The sequence below is a fragment of the Rhizobium sp. P28RR-XV genome (assembly GCF_012641385.1).
GTDB lineage: Bacteria > Pseudomonadota > Alphaproteobacteria > Rhizobiales > Rhizobiaceae > Rhizobium.
In genome coordinates, this window is record NZ_JABAIG010000001.1 from 590,262 (window position 1) to 614,626 (window position 24,365).

The following is a 24,365-nucleotide window of genomic DNA, read 5'->3' on the forward strand; positions in this document are numbered from 1 at the left end:
GTTTCTCGGTACAGCACGATTAGTGGCGCTACCGCAGTGCCCAAAAGTTGATACCGCGATGCACAATTCAGCAATCGGATAACTTGGCATTAGGCTCTGGATCATATAGCTAGTCGGTAGTCGCTTAACCTTTTGGCGCTTTTTATGGCGTCAATCCCGCCAAATCTTGGAGGATCAGCATGACGGAACAAAGCGCGAAACTAACTTGGGGTGAAAAGACGGTGGACCTGCCGGTCATGACCGGAACCATCGGCCCAAGTGTCATTGATATTGGTGCCCTTTATAAGAACACCTCCACTTTCACTTACGATCCTGGCTTCACCTCGACCGCATCGTGCGAGTCCAGCATCACCTATATCGATGGCGACGAAGGCGTTCTGCTGCATCGCGGCTATCCAATCGATCAGCTGGCCGAACACGGCGACTTCCTCGAAGTATGCTATCTTCTTCTTTACGGCGAACTGCCGACGACAGCACAGAAGAAGGATTTCGACTATCGCGTGACCCATCACACGATGGTGCACGAGCAGATGTCGCGCTTCTTCACCGGCTTCCGCCGCGACGCGCATCCGATGGCCGTCATGTGCGGCTGCGTCGGCGCGCTCTCCGCTTTCTATCACGACTCGACCGACATCACCGATCCGCATCAGCGCATGGTCGCAAGCCTTCGCATGATCGCCAAGATGCCGACGCTCGCCGCCATGGCCTACAAGTACCATATCGGCCAGCCCTTCGTTTACCCGAAGAACGATCTCGACTATGCGTCTAACTTCCTGCGCATGTGCTTTGCTGTTCCGTGCGAAGACTATGTCGTCAATCCGGTGCTCGCCCGCGCCATGGACCGCATCTTCATCCTGCATGCCGACCATGAGCAGAATGCGTCGACCTCGACGGTCCGCCTCGCAGGCTCCTCGGGTGCCAATCCGTTCGCCTGTATTGCCGCAGGCATTGCCTGCCTCTGGGGTCCGGCTCACGGCGGCGCCAACGAAGCGGCGCTGAACATGCTGAATGAGATCGGCACGGTCGATCGCATCCCGGAATTCATCGCCCGCGCCAAGGACAAGAACGATCCGTTCCGCCTGATGGGCTTCGGTCACCGCGTCTACAAGAACTACGATCCACGCGCCAAGATCATGCAGAAGACGGCGCATGAGGTTCTGGGCGAACTCGGCATCAAGGACGATCCGCTGCTCGACATCGCAATCGAGCTGGAGCGCATCGCTCTGACGGATGAGTACTTCATCGAGAAGAAGCTCTATCCGAACGTCGACTTCTACTCCGGCATCACGCTGAAGGCTCTCGGCTTCCCCACGACCATGTTCACCGTTTTGTTCGCTCTCGCCCGCACCGTCGGCTGGATCGCTCAGTGGAACGAAATGATCGAGGATCCGCATCAGCGCATCGGCCGTCCGCGCCAGCTCTACACCGGCGCTCCGCTGCGCGAATATGTGCCTGTTTCCAAGCGCTAAGCTTCGGTACTGAAACGAAAAAACCGGTCAGGGATGACCGGTTTTTTTATGGGCTAGAACGTCCAGAACAACCTGCGCCGCCTTGTCGCCGGGCGGTTCCTCCGTCTGCATTCGCTCCCAGACGAGATCGTAACCCGCGAGCATGGCTGCACGTTCCGGCGTGTCGTTCGCCAGGCGCTCCATATAGCGAGCGAGCATTCCTGGCCGCAGAACATCGTTGATAAGCTCGGGCAGAACGGCGTAATCGGCAATCAGGTTCGGCAAGGCGGCCGTCCATATCTTGATGCGTGACAGCACGAACTTCGCCAGCCATTCCGTCTTGTAGGTCGAGACCACGGGGACGCCGGCGAGCCCGAGTTCGAGGATCACGGTGCCGGAGGCTGCCATGGCGGCATCAGCCTCAGCAAAAGCGCTCCATTTGGCATTCTGGCCAACGACAATATCTGGCTTTACCTGCCAGTTTCCGACAAGAGAACGCACCAATGCCTCCTGCCGCGGTACGGTTGGCAGCAGAAAACGAATATTATCGTTTCGCCGGCTAAGTTCTTCGGTAGCCCGCTCAAAAACCGGAAGCAGCTGCCGGATCTCCGATGCACGCGATCCGGGCAGCAACAGGATTGTTTTCTGCGCATCGGCGCCGGCAAGACCGCGCAATGCACGCTGGCGGCGCGTCTCCAACAAATCGGCGTCCACGGTCAAGCGGTGGCCGACATAGGTCGTGGCCGGACCGCCCAGACGCTGCATTGCGGCGGGCTCGAACGGCAGCACGGCCAGCACATGGTCGACGTAGGCGAGCATCTTCTGCGCGCGATATTCCTTCCACGCCCAGACGCTGGGGCACACATAATTAACGATCGGAAGACCAGGCAGAGCCTTGCGCACCCTCTTCGCGACACGATGGGTGAAATCGGGGCTATCGATGATCAGAAGCACATCGGGCTTTTCGGCAATAATGGCGTCGGCCGTTTGCCGGATGCGGGCAAGCAGCTTCGGCAACCGCTTGATGACCTGAATGAATCCCATGATCGAGAGTTCGGAATAGTCGAAGAGCGAGCGGAGGCCCTGCGCTTCCAATGCCTCGCCGCCGACGCCCACCAGTTCGACAGGGCCGTCGTAGCGCCGCTTCAGTGCGGCAACGAGATCGCCCCCCAGCAGATCGCCGGAAACCTCGCCGGCGACGACGGCAAGCTTCAAAGGCGCACTGCTCACATGAAGCCCTCCGCGCTCAAGCCCCGGTCGATGCCGCAGACGAAAATACCGGCCTCGTCCGCGGCGGCGATGACAGCCTGCCGGTCGAGGATCAGCGCCCTGCCGGCTTCGATGGCAACGCCGGCAAGACCGGCCTTCTTGGCGTTCGACACCGTAGATACCCCAATGGACGGCAGGTCGGCCCGGACATCCTGTTGTGGCTTGCAGAGTTTGACGAGCACGCCGCGCCGACGCGTCGAGATGCGCCCCGCCGCGCGCAGTTCGGCAACCCGCTCGATCATCTTGTCCGTGCCCTCGGCACCTTCCAGCGCGACGACACGCCCACCCACGCTGACGGCACCCTGGCCGACATCCAGCAACCCCAGCGCATCGGCGGCCTTCGCCCCTTGCGCGATATCGCGCAAATCCTCTGGGGACGGCGAGTGCCGGCCGAGCGGTCCGGTGGTCGCCAGCAGATCGGGCGCGATCTCATGCGCTCCAACGACTTGAACGCCGCCGGCTTCGATCAAGCGGATGACCATTTGCAGCACGGCATTGTCGCCGCCGGAAAGAAGCGTGCGGATAGTCAGAGGCAATTCTTTGATCACACGCCAGGTCGGATGGATCTCGCGCCAGGGCGGACGGCGCGCGACACCGCCAGACATGACGACGCGGTCCACGCCATGACGACGAAACATCGCCTCCAGCCCCGCGAAATTGCCGACACCGAGATTGGCATGGTCAAAGGCGGACCAATCCCGATCCGCCTCGTCCGTCAACGCAATAATGACGGGATTTTCACCGGCCTGGCGAGCGGCGTCGGCGACGTAAACCGGCAAAAGCCCGCTGCCTGCGATAATCGCCAGCCTGCCTTTGCCGTTTTGGCCGGCCGAAACCACGTCAGCTCTTGCCGCGATTGGGCGACGACAGAGCGCGGTCGCTATCGGCTGCGATGAAATCGAGGATTTCGACCACTTCCTTGCAGTCGGCATATTCGTCGCGGATCGCAGCCGCGTTGTCGCGGATCGAGCCTTCATTCTCGAAGATGGTCTTGTAGGCGCGCCGAACCCTGTGAATGACCGCGCGCTCTATACCCGCACGCGACATGCCAACAATATTAAGGCCCGAGAGAACGCCCGGATTGCCATTCAACATGCCGTAGGGAATGACGTCGTAACTCGCAGCCGAAAGCCCCCCGATAAAGGCCTGCCGGCCGATGCGGGTGAACTGGTGGACGGCACAGCCGCCACCCAGGATGGCGCGATCCTCGACGGTCACATGCCCCGCCAACATGACATTATTCGACATGATGACATTGTTGCCGACGCGGCAATCATGCGCGACATGGGAATTGGCAAGGAACAGATTGTTGTTGCCGATGATCGTCTTGCCGCCGTAATCGGCCGTGCCGGTATTGATCGTCACGCCCTCGCGGATCGTGCAGTTCTCGCCGACATCGAGCGTTGTTTCTTCGCCGCCGTGATGGACGCTTTGCGGATCCCCGCCAACAACGGCCATCGGAAATATCTTCGTTCCCTTACCGATCGTCGTGCGGCCGGTCACGACCGCATTGTTGAGCAAGTGAATATTATCATGGAGTACGACTTTCGGACCGACATAGCAGAACGGGCCGACCACTACATTCTCGCCGATGACTGCGCCATCTTCGACGACCGCCTGCTTGTGAATGCGAGCGCTTTTAGCGATGCTGCTCATGCCTCGTCCTGATCCTTCCTCACAATCATCGCGCCGATATCGGCTTCGGCGACCAGAGAGCCATCGACCTTCGCGTCGCAATGGAATTTCCAGATGGTGCCGCGCTGCTTCTGCTTGACGACGTGAAACTCGACGCGGTCACCGGGAACGACCGGCTTGCGGAAACGTGCGTTATCGATCGTCATGAAATAAACGAGGTTACCGCCAATGCCGTCCTTGCGTGCGCAGATCGCGCCAGCTGTCTGCGCCATGCCCTCGATGAGCAGCACGCCCGGCATGATCGGAGAACCGGGAAAATGCCCCGTGAACTGCGGTTCGTTGGCCGTGACGTTCTTGATGCCGATCGCGGAATTGTCGCTATCGATCTCGATGATCTTATCGACCATCAGGAAGGGATAACGATGCGGCAACAGCTTCATAATTTCCAGAACGTCAGCCGACGACAACGACGCCTTGGCTTCCTCAGTCATGCTCCGCACTCCCGTCTTTCTTTTCCCTGGCCCCTGACCGCTTTGCGATCTCCGCCGATTCCCTTAGAAAATCCCATAGAGGCCGCGCTGGAAGGCCCGCATAACGCTCTCCCGCCGGAATACTGTTCATCACGCCGCTCTTGGCACCGATCTGCACGCCATCGCCGATGTGGATGTGGCCATTGAGGCCAGCCTGGCCGCCGATCTGGACACCATCTCCAATCACCGTGCTGCCGGCGATACCGACCTGGCTGACGATAGCACAATGCCGACCAATGCGGACGTTATGTCCGATCTGAACCTGATTGTCGATCTTGGTGCCTTCGCCGATCACGGTGTCATCCATGGTGCCGCGGTCGATCGTCGTATTGGCGCCGATCTCGACATTGTCCTGGATGATGACGCGGCCGATCTGAACGATCTTGACCATGCCGCGAGGCCCTGGCGCATAACCGAAACCATCTTGGCCGATGCGCGTACCATTGTGGACGATGACGCCATTGCCGAGGTAGGCACAGAGCACGCTCGCACCGCCGCCAATGCTACAATTGCGTCCGATTTTCACGCCTGGCCCGATAAGGGCGTTGGCACCGATATACGTGCCCTCGCCGATCTCGGCGCCAGCCCCGATGACAGCACCCGGCTCGACGCCAATATTGGCCTCCAGCTTCGCCGTCGCATCGATAGTAGCGGCCGGTGAAATCGTTCCCTGATTCGCCGCGAATGCGATCGGCCGCATGGCTTGCGGATGCAGCAAACCTCCGACGATCGCAAAATCCGTATGCGGCTTCCTGGACAGAAGCACGGGAATATGATCGGGAACGAAAGATTTCAGCGCCGGCAAGCAAATGATGGCGGAAGCCTTGCAGGTCTCCAGCTCAGCGCGATTCTTTCGGGAAAGGATATAGCAAATATCACCCTCGCCTGCCCGATAGACGGGGGCGATCGACCTGATGACGACCTCCGAAGAGGCCGCATCAGCAAGTTCCGCCCCAAGATGCTCAGCCAGTTGCTTTAAGCTGACGCCACCATGGGGCGGGAAAAAACCAGTATGTTCCATAAGCACCGGCTCCAGAACGGTGTTTAAGCCCGAAGTTCTGGACTGCCGATATCAGAACTGGTTGGCGATGCCAAACCGGAAATTCTCGACCTTGTCGTAATCTTCCTTGAGAACAGGTACGGCATAGTCGACGCGGATGACACCGAACGGCGACGACCAGATCAAACCGGCACCGAGCGATGCGCGGATCGAGCTGTCGTTGTGAAGCGTATCGCCGAAGAGATTCGCCTTGTTGCCGTAGAGCGAACCTGCATCGGCAAAGGCCGCAATACGCAGACCGATATCCTGCGGTACGCCCGGCATCGGCATGCTAGCTTCCGCCGAAGCCGTGAAGTAGGTCGTGCCACCGAGCGGATCGCCATGCGACGAACGCGGGCCGATACCGGCATTCTCGAAGCCGCGGATTTCACGGCCACCAAGCGTGAACTGATCGAAGACGTTCAGCTTGCCGTCCGTCGGCATCACGTAACCGGCACCGACCGTCAGCGAGCCGATGATATCGGCTTCGTCGCTGATCATCTTGTAGTAACGAGCCTTACCGCTCAGCTTGTAGAAGTCGGAGTCGCCACCGAGACCGGCATATTCATGCGTGAACTTGGCGATGATGCCTTCGCGCGGCAGGTTTTGGTCATCGAGCGTATTGTAGGTGAAGGTCTGCGAAATAGTCGACTGCGTCCAAGGGCCGTTCTCGACGAGGTTGACATACGGAGCAGAAAGATTGTCCTGCCAATTATTCGTGCCGTCGTAGGTCAAGCGCTTATAGTTATAGCGCAGGGTCGTCGCGAAGTTCTCGGTGATCGGCGCGGTGACGCGCAGCGAGAAGCCTTCTTCCGAGTAATCGTAATAATCATCGCTCGACGTCTGGTTCTTGAAAATATCGAAGCCGGCGGCAAGACGATAACCGAGGAAGTAAGGCTCGGTGAACGAGATGTTATAGGTACGGTTACCTTCCGTGCCGGCACCTGCGGCAATACGGATGTACTGGCCGCGACCAAGGAAGTTCTTTTCTTCGACCGAAGCTTCGAGCAGCAGGCCGCCATTGTTACCGACAGCGTAACCGGCGCCGATACCAAAGGAGCCGGTCGGCTGGTCTTCGACGTTGACGATAACGACCACGCGATCCGGGGCACTGCCCTGCGCCGTCGAGATATCGACCTTGGTGAAATAGCCGAGCGCATCAAGGCGACGCTTGGCGCGCGTGATCATTTCCTGATTGAAGGCATCGCCTTCATTGAGGTCGAACTCGCGGCGGATGACGTAATCGCGCGTACGGGTGTTGCCGCGGATTTCGATCCGCTCGACATAGGCGCGCTCGCCCTGGTCGACCAGATATTCGATACCGATGGTGTGACCGGACAGATCGCGATTGCCACGCGGCGTGATGCGGGCGAACGGATAGCCCGCGGAGGCCACGCGCTTGGAAATGTTCTCGATCGAGGTCTGGATATCCTTGGCGCTATAGACATCGCCCTTGTGGGTGATGATGAGACCCTTCAGCTCGTCGGCATTGACGCCGTCGACCGTCGAGACCACGTTGATGTCGCCATAGGTGTAACGCGGACCTTCGTCCACATTGAAGTTCAGCGTGTATTCGTTGTTCTGCTCGTTCAGCGTCGCGTCGGCGCTGACGATGCGGAAATCGGCATAGCCGTGATTGTAGTAGAACTGACGCAGCGTATCCTGGTCTGCCTGCTGGCGCTCAGGGCTGTAGACATCCTTACGGGTCAGGAATGACAGGAAGTTGCTCTTCTTGGTGCTGATCACCGAAGCCAGACGGCCGCTGCCATAGGCCTGATTGCCCGAGAAATTGATCTTGTCGATCTTGGTGCGATCACCTTCGTTGATGACGAAGGCGACGTTGAGGCGGCCCGGCGAGACTTCCGCGGTCTGCGTCGTCACCTGGACATCGTTACGACCGATCGCAGCGTAGGCGTCCTTGATGGTCTTGATGTCAGCCTGAACGCTAGCCTCGTTGTACGGACCAGCCGAATGGGTCTGAATGACGCCCTGAAGCTTGTCGTCCTTGATCTTGCGGTTACCGTTGAAGACCACGGCGTTGATGAGCTTGTTTTCCTGGACCGTTACGATCAGGGTGCTGCCCGAAACCGTGACGTGGACATCCGAAAAATATCCGGTGGCATAGAGCTGCTTCACCGAAGTGTCGATGTCGCCGGGGGAGAAGCTCTTTCCGGGCTTGATCGTGATATTGTCGCGAACTGCCGTCGCGCCAACACGTTCCGCACCGCGAACGTCAACGCGCTGAATGACAGCCGCTTCCGCGACCGAGGCAGAGGCAAGTGTGAGAACACCAGCACCAGACGCAACAACACCAGCAGACAGCGCTACCGCCGACACTGCGTTCAAAAATTTTGAACCAGCCTTCATTTTCACTTCTTACCTTTTTTCAATCGTCCCCAGCCTCGAGCGAACCCGATTCCGGCCACGTGTGTCGTTTTACCCGCTTTTGACATACAAGCAAGGGAGCACGTTAATTTCTGTTTACTTCATTTCAAAGCGTGGCTCATTCGCCACTACAGCTTTGAAACATCGTAAATAAATCGTAATTTCCTCTCGTCGCAGCTCCGCTAGCCTATTCTGGAACTGATGTCGTTCCAGGTCGCAAACACCATGAGTGAGAGCACCATCGCAAATCCGATCCGGAAAGCGATATCCTGCGCCCTTGCACCCAGGGGTTTTCCCCTTACGGCTTCAATCGCATAGAACATCAGATGGCCGCCATCAAGTACCGGCACCGGCATCAAATTTAATAACCCTATTGAAACAGAAAGTATGGCGGCGAATTGGAGCACCGCAGCAAAGCCTAAAGTTGCCATTTGCCCCGAAAGTTGCGCAACCCTGATCGGGCCTCCAAGCTGATCGGCCTTCATATAGCCGCCAATGACATTGCCGATATATTCGAAAGTGCCGGAAACGATGCTGCCGGTCTGCTTCACACCCTCGGCAAGCGCCTGGAGTGGCCCATAGGCCTCATAGCGCAGCTTGATCGGCTTTTGGCCGTCGGTGATGCCGATGGTGGCGATCTCCGTCCGGGCGCCAAAGGCATCGGTCTCTTCCGACTTCCTGGGCGTCACCGTCAGATCGCGTGTCTGACCGTCGCGCTTGACCGTCAGCGCCATGGGCTTGTCGGCATGAGCCGCTGCATAACGCTGCACTTCGCCGACGGAGCCGATGTCCCGTCCATCCACAGAAAGAATGCGATCGCCTGGTTCCAGGCCGGCCATCTGGGCGGGGCTGTCGGAACCGATCGAGGCAACGATCGGATCGATCGGTGCGATTCCGATGCTGCCGATATCCTTCTTGTTGCCAGACGCATCGGTATCGACAAGCGTTTCGGGCATGATCGGGATATCGCGGATTGCACCGTTGCGCTGTGTGGTCAGCACGATGCTCTTGCCGGGACGGTCGGCCACGTAGCGACCGATATCGTAATAGGTCGCGACGTTGTGGCCGTCGACCGCAATCAGCCGATCGCCGGCCTGCAAGCCAGCCCTGGCGGCCGGACCTACCGGCTCAACCGCCGTCACCACCGGATCGACGAGCGCAATGCCGATGCGGCCCATTTCCATCTTGTTGCCGAACTGATCCGTATCTTCCACGAGCTTAGGCACGATCCGGAAATCGCGATTCTGGCCGTCGCGCTCGACCGTCAGAACGATGGTACGGCCCGGGCGAAGACCGACATAGCGTTGCACTTCATCGAAGGTCGCCACCTTGTTGCCGTCGATGGCAACAAGGCGGTCGCCTGGCTCGATGCCTGCCTCGGCGGCAGCTCCGTCACGCGTCACCATGGCAACCACCGGATCGGCGACCGTACGGCCATAGATACCGAAAAGGACGGCGAAGATCGCAATGGCGAGAAGGAAATTGGCAATCGGGCCGGCCGCAACCGTGGCCGCCCGCTTCCAGAGCTTGGCACCGGCAAAGGACTGTGCCCGCTCCTCCTCCGTCATGGCTGAAAGCTGATCCACGTCGACCTTGCTGGAGGCGTCCTCGTCGCCGAAGAAGCGCACGTAGCCGCCGAGCGGGATGAGCGAAAGTTTCCAGCGCGTGCCGTGCCGATCGGTAAATCCGGCGATCTCCGGGCCAAAGCCGATCGAGAAGGCCATGATGCGGATACCGGACCAGCGGCCGATCAGATAGTGGCCCATCTCATGCACGAAGACGAGCAGCGACAGGACGAAAACAAACGTGATGACGTTGTTCGTCAAGAAACCAATGAAGCTAGCCGCGCTACCCATGCAACGATCCTGTTCGTGTTAATTTCAGACCCCGAGCAGAACGCCGCCCAACGAAAAGGTCTCGCCGCTCATTGTCAGCGACATTACGATAGCCAACAAAAACGCCGCAAAACAAGCAAAAATTAGTCCATCGACCCGATCCATGACGCCGCCATGGCCGGGAATCAGATGGCTGGAGTCTTTCACACCAAACTTGCGCTTGACGAACGACTCGAACAAATCGCCGATCTGGCTGCATACGGAAAGCACCAGGGCAAGGATGGGAATCCGCAGCTCATCGGCGGAAAAGAAGCTCCAGACGACCGCAGTTCCAGCCACGACGGCCGCAATGGCACCGCCGATCGCGCCCGACCATGTCTTGCCCGGCGATATCCGCGGGGCCAGTTTCGACCCACCGATGGCGCGCCCGACGAAATAGGCGAGGATATCCGTTGCCCACACGGTGGCGAAAATGAACAGCATTACGACGAAGCCGCGCAGATCGTCATCGCGAATCTCCGAAAGCGCAATCGTCGTCAGTCCGGAATAGAATATGCCGCCAGGCAGCCACCAGCTTCTGGCGCGAATCCCGACCATGATCGCCGTGACGATGACGAAGACCGCCAGAACTTCGATGGAGTAGACGGATTCGCCCAGGATCGTCGCGCCGGCCATCAGCACGAGACCAAGCCAGCCCAGCGCATTTCCCTGGGGATCTCGGCCATGCAGATCCGCTATCGTCGACCATTCATAGTAGACGAGCAGACCGATCGCGGCCGCCAGAAGACGAAAGCTCAAGCCGCCATACCAAGTGGCGGCAAGGACGATGACGGCGAGAAGGATGCCTGAAATAATGCGCAGCCTGAGTTCGCGGCTCATCAGGACCCCACGGCGGCCGCCGGCTTGGCGGAAAGGCCGCCAAAGCGCCGGTCGCGCGCTGCATATCTTTCCAGCGCGGAGAAGAAGAGATCGCGGCTGAAATCGGGCCAATAGTCCGGCACGAACATGAATTCGGAATAGGCGGCCTGCCACAGCAGGAAATTCGAAAGCCGTTCCTCGCCGCTCGTGCGGATAATGAGGTCGGGATCTGGAATTCCGGCGGTGTCGAGGCGGGCATCGACCAGTTCAGGGCTGATGTCCTGGGGGCGCAGCCGCCCAGCCTCGACATCTTTTGCAAGGCTCGCGAAGGCGCGCGTGATTTCATCGCGCGAGCCATAATTGAAGGCGATCACCAGCGTCAGGGCCGTATTGTTCCTGGTGGTTTCCTCCGCCTCGATCAACAGGGGCAGAATGTCGCCGCGCAGGTTACTGCGATCGCCGATGACGCGAATCCGGACGTTCTGCCGATGAAGCTCGGCGAGGTCCCTTCGGATGAAGGCCTTGAGCAGGCCCAGCAAATCGCTCACCTCAGTCTCGGGGCGGCGCCAGTTCTCCGAGGAAAAGGCAAACAGCGTCAGGTATTTGATGCCGATATCGCCGGCGGCCCGAACCGTTTCCCTGACCGCCTCCACGCCCTTGCGGTGGCCCATGGTGCGCGGCAGACCGCGCGCATTGGCCCAGCGACCGTTGCCATCCATGATAATGGCAACGTGTTCGGGTACGACAGAGAACGTGGGAGCTGACATATGGATCCGGTTTCGTTCGGCGGAAATACGCTCTGGTCTCGTAATCTAGGGCGCGGCCACCGCTTTCAATATTGCCAAATCAAAAGCGCGACATCTCCCCAGCGTGCGATCAGACCTGCATGATTTCCTTTTCTTTGTCGGCTAGCAAGCGGTCGACTTCCGAAATCGTCTCATCCGTCATTTTCTGCACACGTTCGGAGAGAGAACGGCTCTCGTCCTGGCCGAGTACACCATCTTTTTCGGCCTTTTTGAGACCATCCATGCCGTCGCGGCGGACATGGCGAATCGCCACCTTCGCCTTTTCCGCGTATTCATGGGCGACCTTTACCAGCGACCGGCGCCGCTCTTCGTTGAGCTCCGGCAGCGGGATGCGCAGGTTCTGGCCGTCGACGATGGGGTTGAGGCCAAGATTGGATTCACGGATGGCGCGCTCCACGGCACCGACCATCGACTTGTCCCACACCGAAACCGTCAGCATGCGCGATTCCGGCACGGTAATGTTGGCAACCTGGTTCAGCGGCATGCGCGAACCATAGGCTTCGATCACAACCGGATCCAGGATGTTGGCGGATGCACGTCCGGTCCGCAGAGAGGCGATATCGCTCTTGAATGCCGCGATGGCGCCGTCCATGCGGCGCTTCAATTCCTTGAGGTCGTTGCCTTCACTCATGTTTATACTCCCGTCTGATATGGCGACACCGGGCATGCCCGGCGTCACAGGAACGTCAATTATCTGATACGATGGTCTTGCGGCCGCCGCCGGTCAAGATTTCAGCGAAACCGCCCTTCTCGTGAATGGAGAAGACGACGATCGGAATGGAGTTTTCGCGAGCAAGCGCCACGGCGGCCACATCCATGACGGCCAGTCCTTTTTCGAGCACCTGGCTGTGCGTCAGATGGTCGAAGCGCTCGGCATCGGGGAATTTCTTCGGATCGGCGGAATAGATGCCGTCGACCTGCGTGCCCTTGAAGATCGCTTCCGCGCCCATCTCGGCCGCTCGCAGCGCGGCCGCGGAATCTGTCGTAAAGAATGGATTGCCGGTGCCGCCGGCAAAGATCACCACGCGACCGAGCGAGAGATGATAAAGCGTGGCGCGCTGCGAGAAGCTTTCGCAGATTTCCGGCATGGAGATGGCCGAGAGCACGACGGTGTCGATATCGAGCTTGCGCAGCGAGGTCGCCAGAGCCAGCGCGTTGATAATGGTGCCGAGCATGCCCATGTGGTCGCCGGTCACGCGGTCGCCACCCTTGGAAGCCACGGCGACGCCGCGGAAGATATTGCCACCACCGACGACGACGCCGACTTCAACGCCCATTGCACGCGCTTCCGCGATGTCGGATGCAATCCGGTCGGAGACGGTCACGTCGATACCGAAGCCCTGACTGCCCATCAGAGCTTCACCAGAGGCCTTGAGCAACACGCGCTTGTAGATCGGCTGGGACATCGTAGCTCCTTGAAGTGATCACCGGGGGAATGATTGTGCAAGCCGGATACACGAAGGGCACCGCGTTGTCACGCGATGCCCTGATGTTTTCCCTGATATGGTTTCACCAATCCGGGATATGATTTCTTTTTGCCGATCAGCCCTTGGCGACAGCCGCAACTTCGGCAGCGAAGTCGGTCTCTTCCTTCTCGACGCCTTCGCCGAGGAGCAGACGGGCCATGCCGGTGATTTCGATCGGGGCGCCGGCGGTCTTTTCGGCTTCCTTGATGGCAGCAGCGACAGTCAGGTCCGGGTTGATGACGAAAGCCTGCGAGAGAAGAGCGACTTCCTCGAAGAACTTGCGCATGCGGCCTTCCACCATCTTTTCGATGATGGCTTCGGGCTTGCCGGATTCGCGGGACTGCTCGATGAAGACGTTGCGTTCGCGCTCGGCGACCGCGGCATCGACTTCTTCGGCGCGGATAGCCAGCGGGTTGGTGGCAGCAATGTGCATGGCGACCTGGCGGCCGATCGACGTCAGAACGGCCTTGTCACCGACCGACTTCAGGGCGACCAGAACGCCGAGCTTGCCGATACCGTCGCCGGCAGCGTTGTGGATGTAGGTCGCCACGACGCCGTGCTCGACTTCCAGCTTGGCCGCACGACGAAGCGTCATGTTCTCGCCGATGGTTGCAATCGCATCCTTGATGGTGTCGGCGACCGGCTTGCCGGATGCCGGATAGGTCGCAGCCGAAATGGCTTCGACCGTGCCGTTGGTGGACAGCGCAACTTCGGCGATGCCGCGAGCGAGGTCCTGGAAGGCATCGTTACGGGCAACGAAGTCGGTTTCGGAATTGAGCTCGACGACAACGGCCTTGTGACCGGCGCCGGCAATGGCGACCAAGCCTTCAGCGGCGGTACGGCCGGACTTCTTGTCGGCCTTGGAGATGCCCTTGGCGCGCAGCCAGTCGATCGCAGCTTCGATATCGCCGTTGGTTTCGGTCAGCGCCTTCTTGCAGTCCATCATGCCTGCGCCAGACTTTTCGCGCAGTTCCTTCACCAGTGCAGCCGTAATCTCGGTCATAAGCTTCCTCTTGTCGGTTCATACGGTGCGGCATGCGGTTTTGAGCCGAAGCGGCACCGATTTGAGGGACGAAATGTACCCGTAAGTATGACAGCGTTATGAAGCCGCGTCATACTGTGGAATTCTTGATTGGAACATGCCTGGATTTACCGCCTACAGCGCCGTGCGTCACAAGTGACGCGCAAAGGTCGCTGTAGCACTTAAATCCGCTGCATAATTTTACCCTTAAATCGATTCCGATTTAAGGAATTATGCAGTAGGCAAGGCCTTTGCAAAACGCGATAAGGCCGCTCGAACTTCTTGAAGTCGCAAACGGCCTTATCCCGGATGTCAATGCGCGTGGGCGGGCAATCTTCTGCCCGCCTCTGGGCGCGATCAGGCTTCGGTGCCGTCCGCCAGGGTCGGCTCGATCGGAGCTTCCTCGGAAGCGCCGAGGTCACGACCGGATGCACCCTGCTGACGGGCGATGCCGTCGATGGCAGCGCGCGCGATCAGGTCGCAGTAGAGAGCGATGGCGCGCGAAGCGTCGTCGTTGCCCGGGATCGGATAGTCGATCAGGTCCGGATCGCAGTTCGAGTCGATGATGGCGACGACCGGGATGCCGAGGCGCTTGGCTTCGTCGATCGCGATCTTTTCCTTGTTGGTGTCGATGATGAACATCAGGTCCGGCGTGCCGCCCATGTCCTTGATACCGCCGAGGGCCTTGTCGAGCTTTTCGCGCTCGCGCTCAAGGTTCAGACGCTCCTTCTTGGTGAAGCCCTGGGCTTCGCCGGAGAGGATTTCGTCGAGCTTGCGCAGACGCTGGATCGAATTGGAGATCGTCTTCCAGTTGGTCATCATGCCGCCGAGCCAGCGGGCGTTGACGTAGTACTGAGCCGAACGCTTTGCGCTGTCGGCGATCAGTTCGGACGCCTGACGCTTGGTGCCGACGAACAGGACGCGGCCGCCGCGAGCAACGGTGTCGCTGACAACCTGCAGGGCGCGGCTCAGCATCGGAACCGTCTGGGCGAGGTCGATGATGTGGATGTTGTTACGATCGCCAAAAATGTACGGCTTCATCTTCGGGTTCCAGCGATGCGTCTGGTGGCCGAAGTGAACACCTGCTTCGAGAAGCTGGCGCATAGAAAAATCGGGCAATGCCATGCCTTTGTATCCTTTTCCGGTTGAACCTCCGCAAGGCGAACAGCACCCTCTTCGAGAATGCCACCGGGCGGAACAATCCGGATTTCTCCCGGACAATCCCATGCCTTACGTGTGGAATGCCGGTGCCCATACATTCGATTCACTTGGAATGCAAGGCTTTGGGTCGAAAAATAACCCTACCCTGCCCTCAAGCCGCCAGTTTATCGAGCAGCGCCAGCATGACATTGGCGTCCGGCAGCGGCAATACGGCATCGATTTCAGCCGGCAGCAGGCCGGCAATCGCGCTGTCGGCATCGCCGGTCATTGTTCCCAGCGGCCCCCGGAAACCGTGCTTGGTCCAGGCAAGCTCCTGCAGCCGCGGGCTGACCAGGGCCTCGATCATGCGATCGACCTGTTCATCGATGGCGATCAGCGGGTGCGCGGAATAGACTGTCGGATGCGGATAGAGCACCACGGGCTTGGCGCCGTTGCCGGCCTGTATCCTCTGCCAGCGCTTCGGGTCGGCGATAATCCATTCCACCAGCTGATTCTCGTAGCCGACGATCATCGGCTCGCCGCCGATGCCGCCGGCGAGATACTGCTCGAACAGCTTGCCTGATGACGACGACTTGAAGCCCATGTTGCGGAAGATCGTCTGCGCCTTGTCGCCGAACTGCGCGAGGCTTTCAGCGCTCGCGACATTGCCGCTCAGAAGGCTGAGCACGAGGCCGGAGAACATGAAGCCGGAGTTGGAACGGTTGGGATCCGTCGAGACGATTCGGGCCTGGCCATAGAGCGAGTTGACGCCGAGCTTCGACCAGTTCGTTCCGGCAAGCATTGCGTCCAGCAGCGCCTTGAGGTCGAGCTGGTGCTGCCCCGCCGGGGTCGTAGTGACGAGCCCGGCCTTCGTCAATCCGTCGACGACGGGCTGCCACGAATAGATGACGACGGGCGTATTGAGGATGACGCGATCATTGCGGATCTTGACGCCGCCCTGACGGGCGATATCGACCATGATCGACGAAGACGGCCACAGGAACGCGGGGTCCTGCGAGAGAAGCGCCTGCTCGCGCACCATCTCCACCGAACCGGCTACGCGGCTGTTGATCTCCAATCCGTAACCGTGAAGTGCCGAGATCACGTCGCTATCGGCCAGGAAGGCTTCCTTCTCGCCGCCGATAAAGCCGAAGAGCTTGGTGCGGTTGCCAAGCAGCCCCTGCAGCTCCGGACGGTCCTTGATCGCGAAATAGCCTCCAGTCCCCGCGACACCGGCGGCAAGAAGCCCTACTCCAAAAGCGCGGCGGGAAATGGCCATCAGCGTCTTATATCCTCTTTGAGCGAAGCCTGTATGAGGCGCAGCTCGGTATCAAGCGTATCGAGCCTGTCTTCGAGCAGGCTGTCGGAATAGTGCACGAAAGCGTCTTCCAGCTTGGTCAGGACGAGACCCACCTCCTGCAGGCGCGCGGCGTCCGGCTGGCGTTTCGCCTCGATCACGGCAAATCCTTCCGCCACCTCCGCCGCCCGCGGCAGATAATAGCTGAGGAACCGCCGGACCGTGCCGGCACTTTCCGGATTGGCCTCCACCTTGGCGAAGACGTCGGCGGCAATGTCAGCCAGATGCCGCACCCGTTCTGCCGTTTCCTTGCTGGCGATCTGACCTGCCGATGCCTCCAGCCTTTGTGCGGCCGGTGTCGCCGCACTCAACAGGTCACGGGCAAAGTCCAGGCGTCCCCTGCCGATTGCCTTCGCATCCAGCCCTTCAAACAGGCGCGTGGGCGCGAGCACGAAGATCAGGCCGACGAACACCAAGAGACCGATCAGCGCCGCGATCCATATCGGCATGCCGGCAAAAAAGCTAAGCAAAGGAACGACGATCGCGGCGGCAAGCCCCGCCACGATCCAATTCCAGTCATTGCCGAACCAATTGCGCATTATCGTCCTAAAGCAATTCCAGCAAACGTGCGAAGCGGTTTTGCGTCCGGAATTGCGAGAAAACAAAGGGATAGAGCATTTCTGTGGCTTCATTTAAAACAGAAATGCTCTAGTTATAACCGCGCACTGCCCGGAACGCGCTGACCAGATCGCCGCGACCGTCGAACACGCGTGCCGAGGTCTCCTTTGCGATAGCATCGAGCTGCCGCTTGTCCGCATCGCCGAAGGTGATACCGAACACCGGCACATGCGGGTTCACCGATGCCCAGCGGCTCATGAAATCACCGTTGGCATCATCGGATCTCCCATCGGTCATGATGACGACCGCCGGCAGATAGGATGACAGATCCCGCGTCGCACTTATCCAGTCAAGCGCCCTGCTTGCGCAGGCATACATATCCGTGCCGCCGTCTGCGTGCTGGCGCGAAACCTTGTCGACAAGCATTTTCTGCTGAGCCGGATCTCCCGTGCCCTCGAAAGTCGTGCGCACATCGGCGTCGAACGGAATGACCATGATACGATCGGCCGGCGTCCATTGCGCCAGCACTTTGCCTGTTTCGCCGGGATTGAACAGGAATCGCATGGCCGCCTGGAGCTGCTCCTCGCCCTTGCCCCCCATCGAGCCCGAGAAATCGAGACAGAGAGCGGTCAGCGACGGCTTGCGCAGAGCGACCTGATAGAGATCGAGTGCCTGGCGGATGACGGCAGGTTCCGGCATGCGGATCGCCGTCACGAGCCGGGTCGGATCGAAATTCCATGACGGATCCGGCTTTGCGGCAACGTCGGCGAGAGGAATGCGGCGGCCGGTATCGGCGATGCGCTTCTGCACCGAAGCGGAGCGCAGATAATCGACAAGCTGATTGAAGAAGGTCTCGACCTCCTGCCCTCGTCCGTGATCGACGAAGCCGATCGGCGAATCGGCAACGACCACGCCATCGGCGGGATAGATGGCATAAAGCGGTTCCTTGCCCATGCCTGCGAGCTTGTCGTTGGTTTCCTTCAGCACCGCCTCGTAATTCCACATGGCGTCGTAGAGCACGCCCTTTGCGGCCGAGTCGGTGTAGAGATCGGCAAGCCAGCCAGACGAACCCGAAGAGCGCTCGACACCGGCAAGCAGCGAGCGGACCGCACCCTGAACCTCCGGCTTGTCGAGATCGCCCGGCTCGATCACGGGCTTGTTGCCGAGCGCGCTCGAAAGCATGCCGAGATAGGCGCTGGCGCCGGAATTGGATTGCGTCGCCGATGTCATGAGAAATTTCAGCGAGCCGTTCTTCACCGCCGCCAGAATGTCCTTCATATAAACCGGCTTGCCGACCCAGCCGAGCACCTCGGCCTTGGATTTGCGTAGGCCGAGAATGACGGGCATCTGCGCGACCGATGTCAGCGACTTCACCCGGCGCTTGGCATCGAACATGTCGACCCAGACGCTCGAGGCCGGCCAGACTGCGTCCTGCTCGACACCCTTCTCGCTCTGCAGGGCCAAGCCGATATCCAGCGTGCCCTCGTAGGCGAAGGTGCAAGTCGCCTTCTTCTCCTTGCAGAATTCCTCGACAACAGGCTGAAGAACCGTATTTTCCGAGCCGGAAACGATCGAGAACTTCGGCCCCTGGCCGCCGACATCGCAGCCGCTCAGCGCAAGAGCTGACGCGAGCGTCAAGCCGGTAACAAATGTGCGGATTGTCATGCGAATTACCGCGCCTCGATCATTGCTTTCTTGAGCTCTATGGTCATTTTCTGCATCCGCTGCTCGGCCTCTGCCCGCTTGGCGCGGCCATCCTCCTGCACCTTCAGGACACCACTGATCGTGTCGATCAGGTCGCGGTTGGCAGCCGCAAGCGTGTCGATATCGACGATACCGCGCTGCGATTGCTGTTCTATGGCGATCGCCTGATCCTTCATCATTTTCGATGCCTGACGGATCATGTCGTTGGTGGCGTCGGTAACAGTCTTTTGCAGGTCGAGCGCGGATTTCTGCTGCGTCAAGCCGAGCAGAATCACCATCTTCTGCTTCCAGGCCGGCACCGTCAGCGCGGAAGTCGCCTGCAGGTTTTCGATCAGGGTTTCATCGCCCGACTGGACGATACGGATCTGCGGCAATTGCTGGATACCGAGCTGACGGGCCTGCTGCAGGTAGAAAACCCGCTTTTCCAGCCGATCGAGGGCCTGAAGGCTATCCTGGTAGATCTGCGCTTCCAGCATGCCGCCGCCAGGATTAGCGGAAGCCGCATCGGCGACGTTCTTCAGGCGGGGAAGTTCGGTGGACCGAAAACGCTCGGCAAAATCCTTGCCGGCCTGCACATAGGCATCGAGCTGCACGATGGATTGCTTCGTCTCCTCATGCAGATCGTCCAGCAGGGCGATATCCCGGCGCAGGATATCCTTGTGCCGATCGAGCTCGAGCCCGATGCGGTCGATCTGGCCGGCGACATCCTCGAATTGTTCCTTGAAGCGCTCGAGCCTCGCCCTGAACGAGGAAAACATCCGCGAGAGGAAACCCTCGTCCTTCAGGGAAGCGGGGTCCAGCTTCTTTGATTTGACGATGATATCGGTCAGCAGCTTGCCGACCTCGCCAAGATCGCGATTGCGAACTTCGCGCAGGATACGATCGGAATAATCGGAAACGGCCTGCTGGGCGCGATCGCCATAGACGGAAATGCCGGCGCGATCGGTCAGATCGATGCCGTCGCCGATGCGGGCGATTTCCGCCGGATCGGCGGCGACAGCCGGCAGGCTGTTGGTGGAACCGGCGGAGATGTCGGTATTGCTCATAGGTCGTGCTTTCTCGTCCATAAACACGGAGCCGACCGCAAAAATTTTCAATCGCCCCAAAAGGCGATCATTCCCCCGCGCGCCCCACTACAATTCCAGATCGGCGCGAGCGAAAGACGGACTCACCCACACGTGCCAATCGTTTCACACCATAGTGAAGCTTAGATCACAGTTTTATGACGATGATTTTATGTTTCGGCCGACCCAACGCCGCGCGCCGGACTACTGGCACGCCTTGGTATCGAGAACCTCGAGCTTGGTAAGCTTGCCGGTCAATACGAAGTCACCGTAATCCATGGTGAGATCACGCGTTATGCCGTTCTCGTAGAGCTTGAAGGACATGCGGTAGACGGGCGTGGCGTCGCCTGTGGACTTCTCGTTGAAATAAGCCACGGTCACCGGCCAGAAGGACGTCTTGGCGAAGGCGCCGGCCTTGTCGGCATCGGGATCATCCGTGGCCGGAGGCTGTTCCTTCCCCACGACCGTGGTGGCGATGAGCGGCTTGTCGCCGTCATCGGAGCCGTCGAAGACCTGCGCCTCGAAGAAATTCCTGCCGAGCTTGGCGTTATGGATGATGTCGAGCATATGCTCCGTCGGGAAGCGGCTCTGGATGAGTTCGACCTGCTTGTTATGCGGCTGCGTCAGATCGACCTTGATACCCTTTTGATCGTCGCTTGCGGCACCCCGTACGTCCTTGTCGAGCTGGTTATCGGTAAAGGACTTGGTCTCGAAGCGGAACAGGCGCTTGCCGAGATCCTCGAATGTCGTCGTCTGCTGGTCGCTGACGCGGGTGGAATCGCCCGTGTCGATCCTTGTCACGAAGCGGAAATTGGTGGTGAACCCGGCGCAATCGGAGCCTTCGAACTCATAGACCATGCGGCCGACCATGCCGGAAATGCCGGAACGATCGGAAGCATCCTTCAGCTCGAGATCATAGACGGCGCGATGCGCGATCAGCCCGCTCGGACCGGCTGCATGAGCTGCCGAAGTCGCCAGTGACAGAATGCCCAGCCCCGAAACGACGGTGGCAGCAAGACTCGAGCGGAACATTCATTATCTCCTGTTGGACTCGCATGCGATGTTATAAGAACGCTTTCGGCTAAAACGAGACTGCCGATCCCAAGTGACGGAATTTAGTCTTGATGCCGGATTTTTGAAGTTTTTACAACAAAACGGGAGATGAAAATGTCCGACGCCATCGAGGGTCGCCTGAAGGAACTCGGCATCGTTCTGCCGCAAGCCGCGGCACCGGCCGCCAACTATGTTCCCTATGTCATCAGCGGCAATCTTCTCTATCTGTCGGGGCAGCTGCCGATGGAAAACGGCAAGATCGGCGTGACGGGCCATCTCGGCAAGGACGTCGATGTCGCCGGCGGCCAGCGCGCGGCAGAACTCTGCGCCATCAATATTCTCGCCCAGGCGAAGGCCGCGCTCGGAGGCGAGCTCGGCCGGATCAAGCGGCTGATCAAGCTGAACGGCTTCGTCGCTTCGACCCCGGATTTCGTCGAACAACATCTTGTGATCAACGGCGCTTCCAATCTTCTGGCAAATGTATTGGGCGAAGCCGGCAAGCATGCCCGCGCCGCTGTCGGCATGGCAGCCCTGCCGCTCAATGCCGCCGTTGAAATCGATGCCATTCTGGAAATCGCATAATGAGCAAGCTTGCCTGGCTGACCGAGCATCCCGTCGCTCACCGTGGCTATCATGACATGAACAAGGAAATATGGGAGAACACGCTCTCGGCCTTCAGCCGCGCCATCGAGGCAGGTTTCGCGATAGAATGCGATCTGCATTACGCCTCGGACGGCGTTCCGGTCGTCTTCCATGACGATGACCTGCAGCGCGTCTGCAACCTGCCCGGCGAAGTGCGGGAGCGCACCTCGGCCGAGCTCGGCCTGCTCTCGATCGGCGGCACCAAGGACAAGATCCCGACGCTGAAGCAGCTTCTGCGGCTCTGCGACGGCAAGGTGCCGCTGGTGCTGGAACTCAAGGGACGCGAAGACGATGACGAAGGCTTTGCGGAATCCGTTCTCGAGGTGCTGGAAGGCTATAAGGGCCATGTCGCGCTGATGAGCTTCGACCATTGGCTGCTCAAGGACCTTAAAGGCCTGGAAGCACCCTACCCCGTCGGGCTTACGGCCGAAGGAAACAAGCCCGAGACGTTTTTTCAGCATGACGAAGCCATGCATCTTGGGCTAGACTTCATTTCGTACTTTTACGGCCACCTGCCGAACCCTTTCGTCACGGCGCAGCGCCAGCGCGGTATTCCGGTCATCACCTGGACCGTGCGCGATGAGGCGGCCCGCAAACATACATTTGCCAATGCAGACCAAATGACCTTCGAAGGTTTTGACCCGCGCCTGGCCTCGTAAATCGGGATCGGTTGAAGGAGAGGCTTTGCGCAAACCCAAATTACCGCTGCGCCTGCGACGTATCCTCCCGGATGGAGGCGCAGCGGTGAGAGCCCTCCCTTCCTTCTCAGCGCAAGAACTTGATGACAGACGAATTATCCATTCGAGTTGAACGATCCTTCAAGAACATCGCCCCGGAGAGCTGGTCCAAGCTAGCCGGAGCGTCCAGAACCGGCAGCCTGCTGCCATACAATCCCTTCGTCTCGCACGCCTTCCTGTCGTCGCTCGAGGAGTCCGGCTCCGCGACCGACAAGACGGGCTGGCTCGGCAATCATCTGTTGCTCGAAACCGACGGCGGCGAATTGCTCGGTGCCGTCGCGGGCTATCTCAAGAGCCACAGCCAGGGTGAATATGTCTTCGATCATGGCTGGGCCGATGCTTTCGAGCGCGCCGGCGGCCGCTATTATCCGAAGCTGCAATGCTCGATTCCCTTCACGCCCGCCACCGGGCCGCGGCTGCTTGTCGCCGAGGGGCAGGATCGGAGCGTGCTGCAGCCGGCGCTCGCCGAGAGCCTCAAGGAAGTCACCCGGCAACTCGGCGTATCCTCGGCGCACATCACCTTTCTGCCGGAAGAAGAGGCGTCCGTCTTCGAGGGCGACGGCTATCTGCATCGCACCGACCAGCAGTTTCATTTCATCAATGAAGGCTATGCGGATCACGATGCTTTCCTGGAAACGCTGGCGTCGCGCAAACGCAAGGCGCTGAAGAAGGAGCGGCGCACGGCAGTCGAGCACGGCATTACCATCGACTGGCTGACCGGCAGCGATCTCACCGAAAACATCTGGGACCAGTTCTTCGCCTTCTACATGGATACGGGCAGCCGCAAATGGGGTCGTCCCTATCTCACCCGAAAATTCTATTCACTGATCGGCGAGCGCATGCCCGACGACATCCTGCTCGTCATGGCCAAGCGGGAGGGCCGCTACATCGCCGGCGCCATCAACTTCATCGGCGGCGAGACGTTGTTTGGCCGGCATTGGGGCTGCATCGAAGATCATCCCTTTCTGCATTTCGAAGTCTGCTATCATCAGGCGATCGATTTTGCGCTTGAGAAGGGGCTGAAGCGGGTGGAAGCCGGCGCGCAGGGCGAGCATAAGCTGGCGCGCGGCTATCTTCCGGTCATCACGCATTCCGCGCACTATATCGGTCATCATGGCCTGCGGCGCGCCGTTGCCGACTACCTGGAGCACGAACGGGAACAAGTGGAGGAAATGAGCGAAATCCTTACCGAACATAGCCCCTTCCGCAAAGGGGAACGGCAGGATATCTAAAGCGTTCCGCGTTCCTGGAATCGCGAAAACACTCTATCTTTTTTGTTTTTACGCAATTCCGGACGGAAGCCGCTCTAGAATTTTCCTGGAATTGCTCCAGCCGTTCAGGACAACAATAAACGGAAGACGAGGAGACCCTGGATGACCAGTCCCGCTTATGACGACAACAATATCTTCGCGAAGATCCTGAAGGGCGATATCCCGTCCTATCGCGTCTATGAAGACGAGCACACGGTTGCCTTCATGGATGTGATGCCGCAGTCGCCCGGCCATACGCTGGTTATGCCGAAGTCACCTTCCCGCAACATTCTCGATGCCGATCCGGCCGCGTTGCAGCACGCAATCACCGTGGTACAGAAGATCGCCATCGCGGTTCAGGAGGCTTTCGATGCCGACGGCGTCTATATCGCCCAGTTCAACGAACCGGCCGCCGGCCAGACGGTGTTCCATTTGCATTTCCACATCATCCCGCGCCTCGAAGGCGTCGCGCTGAAGCCGCATTCGGGCAAGATGGAAGATGGCGCGGTGCTGGCTGACAATGCCAAGAAGATCATCGAGGCCTTGGCCTGACGCGCTGAACTCCTCA

At 59.5% G+C, this 24,365-nt stretch carries 23 protein-coding genes; 5 read left to right on the forward strand and 18 right to left on the reverse strand.

What is annotated here, in order from left to right:
- Nucleotides 1-179: 179 nt before the first annotated feature.
- Nucleotides 180-1,469, forward strand: a complete 1,290-nt coding sequence (gltA, locus tag HGP12_RS02850; RefSeq protein WP_168839023.1) for a citrate synthase — start codon at nt 180-182, stop codon at nt 1,467-1,469.
- 27 nt (nt 1,470-1,496) lie between these two features.
- Here the strand turns inward: gltA and lpxB are convergent, their stop codons facing one another.
- The 18 genes from lpxB to HGP12_RS02940 all read right to left on the reverse strand — a co-directional run bounded on the left by lpxB (nt 1,497) and on the right by HGP12_RS02940 (nt 21,147).
- Complete coding sequence (lpxB, locus tag HGP12_RS02855) at nt 1,497-2,678, reverse strand: lipid-A-disaccharide synthase (RefSeq protein WP_168839024.1); 1,182 nt, start codon at nt 2,676-2,678, stop codon at nt 1,497-1,499.
- The gene (locus HGP12_RS02860) at nt 2,675-3,556 is read right to left on the reverse strand and encodes an LpxI family protein (RefSeq protein ID WP_168839025.1); all 882 of its coding nucleotides are present in this window, start codon (nt 3,554-3,556) and stop codon (nt 2,675-2,677) included. The genes lpxB and HGP12_RS02860 overlap by 4 nt, the downstream gene beginning before the upstream one ends.
- Before the next feature lies 1 nt (nt 3,557).
- Entirely contained in the window at nt 3,558-4,373 is an 816-nt protein-coding gene (lpxA, locus tag HGP12_RS02865; RefSeq protein ID WP_168839026.1) for an acyl-ACP--UDP-N-acetylglucosamine O-acyltransferase, read from the reverse strand.
- Complete coding sequence (gene fabZ / locus HGP12_RS02870; RefSeq protein ID WP_149637607.1) at nt 4,370-4,843, reverse strand: 3-hydroxyacyl-ACP dehydratase FabZ; 474 nt, start codon at nt 4,841-4,843, stop codon at nt 4,370-4,372. Before fabZ ends, lpxA begins: the two co-directional genes overlap by 4 nt.
- Nucleotides 4,836-5,903, reverse strand: coding sequence for a UDP-3-O-(3-hydroxymyristoyl)glucosamine N-acyltransferase (lpxD, locus tag HGP12_RS02875; RefSeq protein ID WP_168839027.1), 1,068 nt, complete (start codon nt 5,901-5,903; stop codon nt 4,836-4,838). The genes fabZ and lpxD overlap by 8 nt, the downstream gene beginning before the upstream one ends.
- A gap of 51 nt (nt 5,904-5,954) precedes the next feature.
- Complete coding sequence (bamA, locus tag HGP12_RS02880; protein ID WP_168839028.1) at nt 5,955-8,288, reverse strand: outer membrane protein assembly factor BamA; 2,334 nt, start codon at nt 8,286-8,288, stop codon at nt 5,955-5,957.
- Nucleotides 8,289-8,488: 200 nt separating this feature from the next.
- Complete coding sequence (gene rseP, locus HGP12_RS34730; RefSeq protein WP_168839029.1) at nt 8,489-10,162, reverse strand: RIP metalloprotease RseP; 1,674 nt, start codon at nt 10,160-10,162, stop codon at nt 8,489-8,491.
- A gap of 24 nt (nt 10,163-10,186) precedes the next feature.
- Nucleotides 10,187-11,020: a phosphatidate cytidylyltransferase gene (locus HGP12_RS02890; RefSeq protein ID WP_168839030.1), complete on the reverse strand. Its 834-nt coding sequence runs from the start codon at nt 11,018-11,020 to the stop codon at nt 10,187-10,189.
- The gene (locus HGP12_RS02895; protein ID WP_168839031.1) at nt 11,020-11,766 is read right to left on the reverse strand and encodes an isoprenyl transferase; all 747 of its coding nucleotides are present in this window, start codon (nt 11,764-11,766) and stop codon (nt 11,020-11,022) included. Before HGP12_RS02895 ends, HGP12_RS02890 begins: the two co-directional genes overlap by 1 nt.
- Nucleotides 11,767-11,875: 109 nt before the next feature.
- Entirely contained in the window at nt 11,876-12,436 is a 561-nt protein-coding gene (gene frr / locus HGP12_RS02900) for a ribosome recycling factor (protein ID WP_168839032.1), read from the reverse strand.
- 55 nt (nt 12,437-12,491) lie between these two features.
- The gene (pyrH, locus tag HGP12_RS02905) at nt 12,492-13,211 is read right to left on the reverse strand and encodes a UMP kinase (protein WP_168839033.1); all 720 of its coding nucleotides are present in this window, start codon (nt 13,209-13,211) and stop codon (nt 12,492-12,494) included.
- A 136-nt stretch (nt 13,212-13,347) separates the two neighbouring features.
- The gene (tsf, locus tag HGP12_RS02910) at nt 13,348-14,274 is read right to left on the reverse strand and encodes a translation elongation factor Ts (RefSeq protein WP_168839034.1); all 927 of its coding nucleotides are present in this window, start codon (nt 14,272-14,274) and stop codon (nt 13,348-13,350) included.
- Nucleotides 14,275-14,649: 375 nt separating this feature from the next.
- Complete coding sequence (rpsB, locus tag HGP12_RS02915) at nt 14,650-15,417, reverse strand: 30S ribosomal protein S2 (protein ID WP_168839035.1); 768 nt, start codon at nt 15,415-15,417, stop codon at nt 14,650-14,652.
- 187 nt (nt 15,418-15,604) lie between these two features.
- Entirely contained in the window at nt 15,605-16,711 is a 1,107-nt protein-coding gene (locus HGP12_RS02920; RefSeq protein WP_168839036.1) for a substrate-binding domain-containing protein, read from the reverse strand.
- Entirely contained in the window at nt 16,711-17,328 is a 618-nt protein-coding gene (locus HGP12_RS02925; RefSeq protein ID WP_168878672.1) for a 5-bromo-4-chloroindolyl phosphate hydrolysis family protein, read from the reverse strand. Before HGP12_RS02925 ends, HGP12_RS02920 begins: the two co-directional genes overlap by 1 nt.
- 109 nt (nt 17,329-17,437) lie before the next feature.
- Nucleotides 17,438-19,012, reverse strand: a complete 1,575-nt coding sequence (locus HGP12_RS02930; RefSeq protein WP_168839038.1) for a VWA domain-containing protein — start codon at nt 19,010-19,012, stop codon at nt 17,438-17,440.
- 5 nt (nt 19,013-19,017) lie between these two features.
- Entirely contained in the window at nt 19,018-20,097 is a 1,080-nt protein-coding gene (locus HGP12_RS02935) for a toxic anion resistance protein (RefSeq protein ID WP_168839039.1), read from the reverse strand.
- Nucleotides 20,098-20,319: 222 nt separating this feature from the next.
- Nucleotides 20,320-21,147 carry a cell envelope integrity EipB family protein gene (locus HGP12_RS02940; RefSeq protein WP_168839040.1) on the reverse strand — a complete coding sequence of 276 codons (828 nt, stop codon included), beginning with the start codon at nt 21,145-21,147 and terminating at the stop codon, nt 20,320-20,322.
- Nucleotides 21,148-21,282: 135 nt separating this feature from the next.
- On the opposite strand from HGP12_RS02940, the gene HGP12_RS02945 reads away from it, so the two are divergent.
- The 4 genes from HGP12_RS02945 to HGP12_RS02960 all read left to right on the forward strand — a co-directional run bounded on the left by HGP12_RS02945 (nt 21,283) and on the right by HGP12_RS02960 (nt 24,349).
- Nucleotides 21,283-21,750, forward strand: a complete 468-nt coding sequence (locus tag HGP12_RS02945) for a RidA family protein (protein ID WP_168839041.1) — start codon at nt 21,283-21,285, stop codon at nt 21,748-21,750.
- Nucleotides 21,750-22,469 carry a glycerophosphodiester phosphodiesterase gene (locus HGP12_RS02950; RefSeq protein WP_168839042.1) on the forward strand — a complete coding sequence of 240 codons (720 nt, stop codon included), beginning with the start codon at nt 21,750-21,752 and terminating at the stop codon, nt 22,467-22,469. The genes HGP12_RS02945 and HGP12_RS02950 overlap by 1 nt, the downstream gene beginning before the upstream one ends.
- A 122-nt stretch (nt 22,470-22,591) precedes the next feature.
- Nucleotides 22,592-23,779 carry a GNAT family N-acetyltransferase gene (locus HGP12_RS02955; RefSeq protein ID WP_168839043.1) on the forward strand — a complete coding sequence of 396 codons (1,188 nt, stop codon included), beginning with the start codon at nt 22,592-22,594 and terminating at the stop codon, nt 23,777-23,779.
- Between the two features lie 141 nt (nt 23,780-23,920).
- A complete protein-coding gene (locus tag HGP12_RS02960; RefSeq protein ID WP_168839044.1) occupies nt 23,921-24,349 on the forward strand; it encodes an HIT family protein in 429 nt (142 codons plus the stop codon).
- Nucleotides 24,350-24,365 lie beyond the last annotated feature (16 nt).